Consider the following 2529-nt stretch of genomic DNA (forward strand, 5'->3'; position numbering starts at 1 on the left):
CACCTACGACCGCACCACCGGCTGGATCAAATACGGCCAACGCTGGTACAACCCCACCACCGGCCGCTTCACCACCCAGGACACACACTCCTTCCCCGCCGACCCCGCCCAGGGAAACCGCTACGCCTACGCAGGCGACGACCCCATCAACAACACCGACCCCACAGGAAACGAATCACTGTCCGAGTACGGACTGTCATGCCTCAAGGGCGGTGCGCAGAGCGCTGTAGTCGGCCTGTACACCGGAGCGTCCGAAACAGGATATGGAGCAGTAGGTGCTTTCGTCGGCGGATGCGCCACCAACGTCGGCCTCGACATCCTTGAGGAATATGGCGGGGAGCAAGGAAGCGGCGCTGCAGGAGCAATCGATTTCCTAGGAAACGTCAAAGACGTGGTCGACGTGGCTAAGAGCTTCCTGTAAATAATGGTCGGCGCCGGGGCGAGATTGCCCCGGCGCCACTCACAGCAAGGAGTATGCGATGCACGGTGTGGTACTGGTCATCGTCATCATCGCGGTCGCGGCAGTGGCGGGCTTCGGAATGTGGGCACAAGGGACCGGCATGCGTGACTACATGCGACGCAGGCGAGGAGGGCAGTGAGCGCTGTAGGCGGCTGGCCCGGCGTACTCGGAGCCGGGACCGCAATCCTGGTGTTCCTGGCTCTCTATTTGTTCATGGGCGGGCGGGGGCATAAAGATTGATCCCTTTCGCTGAGCTCCTTCGGTGATGCCGTAGATAAGGTGGGCGAGATCGCTGGATATGCAGAGGGTTGCCTCGCAGGAATCGGCGCCGCATCAGAGAGTGGCATCGTTGGATACGCCCGCCTCTACGGCCCGGTAGGGACTGGTGCAGCATTGGTGGGTAGTTGCGGCGTTGGTGTCGCAACCGCCGAGTACAACGCCGACATTATCTCATACGGATGAGAAAGGAGACTTCTCCTGAAATCGATTGGCTTTCCTTCTTCATAGTCGGATAGCTAGGGATACTGGCCGTGCGCCACAGGGATACTCTGTGGCACACGGCCAACTAGACTGCCGTCTACTTTCTGACCCTGGACCAACCCTATCCGCAGGGTGCGAAATGGTGAAATCCGAACGAAACATGGCGTGTCGGATGGTGATCTTCATCATTGCCGCAACGATCGCTTCCGTATTTCTAATTTTCCAAGGAAACGGAAAGGAAGGAGCCGATACCGCTGCCCAGCGAGGCGGCCGGGGTCCAGCCGAACTCCTGCCGGTAGCAGGTGGACATCCTGGACCCCAAAGCCGTCCTTCCTGCCCGGTGGGCCCTGAACGACGTAATCACCACCGACGGCACCTCGTGGGGGGCCCGCTCCAGCACATCCGGGATCAGCATCGACTCCCACGGCCGAATTTTCACCGTCGACGGGGCCTCCCTGGCCCAACTGCTGGTCCAGGTACGGCTGCGGCTCCCGACAGCCCGTCACGTTTTTAGCACCCTTCTTACGGGGCGGGCGTCGGCGAGCGTGAGGTACTTGCGGTCCTGGTAGATGCGCCCGGGCTCTTTCCCGGCGGAGATCCACTCGGACAGCAGGTTCGCGGCGGGCCCCTCCTTGAGATCGGCGGCCAGAGCTGAGAAGCCTCCCCACAGTTCGATCATGCGCCGGGCGTAGCGGCCCTTGTCGGACTCCTCCAGGGTGTTTCTGAATTCCCGAAGTCCTCGACTGCGATCTGGCCCCAGGCCGGGGTGACAGTCGTCGTGGCGATCAGGGGTGCTCATGTCCATCGCCTCTTCTTTTTTCCTCCGCCTAACTTCCATGTGGCAGAGAAACGTCTGGGTCGGACGACGTGAAGATTCGTCAAAGGCTGGCACCAGGAGCGCGAAAGAGCAGTGACAAGTTGCCAGCGTCATTTCAATGCAGTCGACCATTCCTTATCATCAAAGATGATCGCTACATAGTCAGGCCGCTCGGCTCCCTTGACGGCGATACGCATCTTCCAGTCACCAGCCCTGGGCAGCCGCAGGGTTTCGTTGTCATACTCCGTTGGGGTCATAATACTCACAATTCCAGAAGTGCACGAGAAAATTCCGTCGAAAATTGTTCTCGCACCTGGCGTATCGGCAGCACCGAGTCTGACTTCAACGGTCACATCCCCATCCGTATCGTCGACTGTGCCAATCATGAAACTCCCGGGAAGCCACACTAACGGCTCATCACCCGTCTCCCATTCGGGCGCATCTGAAGTGCCGAAATCGCGGACCATGATCTGCCTGTACTCTGGCGTCATCGTGATTCTTTTGAGGACTCTGCTCACATCTAAACTCCATAATCAGTGAAGCCCGTGCGGCAACTTCACATTGATGACTTTTACGAGATAACGTTGACCGTGCCGAACTGGAGTGTTCTGGTAGAAGGTGCTGATTTTACCTCCTTGGATGCTGTTCTCCGTGCCCGGAACTCCCATGATCTGGGACCTAGTACGGCAGCTGTAGATCGTGATCTTGTCCTTCGAGTGGCCCTCTATCCTGCCGACCCGCCTGCTGAGTCCTCTGCGCCGTCGACGACCGA

At 59.2% G+C, this 2529-nt stretch carries 4 protein-coding genes; 1 reads left to right on the forward strand and 3 read right to left on the reverse strand.

Annotation, left to right across the window (positions count from 1 at the left end):
- A partial coding sequence (locus ACZ37P_RS38410; RefSeq protein WP_467351147.1) for an RHS repeat-associated core domain-containing protein occupies positions 1-421 on the forward strand: 421 nt, incomplete at its 5' end.
- Between the two features lie 1021 nt (positions 422-1442).
- Here the strand turns inward: ACZ37P_RS38410 and ACZ37P_RS38415 are convergent.
- The 3 genes from ACZ37P_RS38415 to ACZ37P_RS38425 form a co-directional block, all read right to left on the reverse strand.
- Positions 1443-1745: a hypothetical protein gene (locus ACZ37P_RS38415; RefSeq protein ID WP_467351148.1), complete on the reverse strand. Its 303-nt coding sequence runs from the start codon at positions 1743-1745 to the stop codon at positions 1443-1445.
- Positions 1746-1867: 122 nt separating this feature from the next.
- Entirely contained in the window at positions 1868-2275 is a 408-nt protein-coding gene (locus tag ACZ37P_RS38420; RefSeq protein ID WP_401308885.1) for a hypothetical protein, read from the reverse strand.
- Between the two features lie 15 nt (positions 2276-2290).
- Entirely contained in the window at positions 2291-2425 is a 135-nt protein-coding gene (locus ACZ37P_RS38425) for a NucA/NucB deoxyribonuclease domain-containing protein (RefSeq protein WP_467351150.1), read from the reverse strand.
- Positions 2426-2529: the final 104 nt, after the last annotated feature.

The sequence above is a fragment of the Streptomyces sp. NPDC024632 genome (assembly GCF_055559175.1).